Annotated in this window: 1 protein-coding gene; it reads right to left on the bottom strand. The window is 33.6% G+C overall.

Features of this window, described 5'->3' with window-relative positions:
* Positions 1-258 precede the first annotated feature (258 nt).
* A partial coding sequence (locus tag A9G28_RS13685; RefSeq protein WP_176702162.1) for a hypothetical protein occupies positions 259-452 on the bottom strand: 194 nt, incomplete at its 5' end.

Below are 452 nucleotides of genomic sequence, written 5' to 3' on the forward strand. Positions count from 1 at the left end.
CTCTAAAAATGCATAAGGCGTTGTATCTAAAATCGTTTCGCATTAAACATGCGTAATATGCTTTTTACTTTTTCATATGTTTGTGGGCTAGGATTGGTAAATTTTTGATTGATACAATGGTTGTCACACATATTACCTAAACCAAAAAAACAGCCCAACTCTTGTCAAAAAGTTTCAGGAAGTCATGGTGTTTAAGTAAAAAATCAGCAAGCGCCTGAATAACTTCTATAACTTATTTTTTTAATTATTACTTCATTATTAATAAACAAGATAAACTGTACCATTCAGTTGGTATTCTTGTTCAATTTGAGCTAGCTCTTCTTTAGAGCCGGCTTTCGAGGCTTTGTCTAATCCCTCAACTTGCTTTGAGGTGACTGTAATGCGTGGTTCAACATCCATAAAACTTTTGGCATCGTCTCGACTGTAATCTATATATTTTAAACCCGCTTTAT

The organism is Gilliamella sp. Fer1-1 (genome assembly GCF_001690825.1).
In the GTDB taxonomy this organism is placed as follows: Bacteria; Pseudomonadota; Gammaproteobacteria; order Enterobacterales; family Orbaceae; genus Gilliamella; species Gilliamella apicola_C.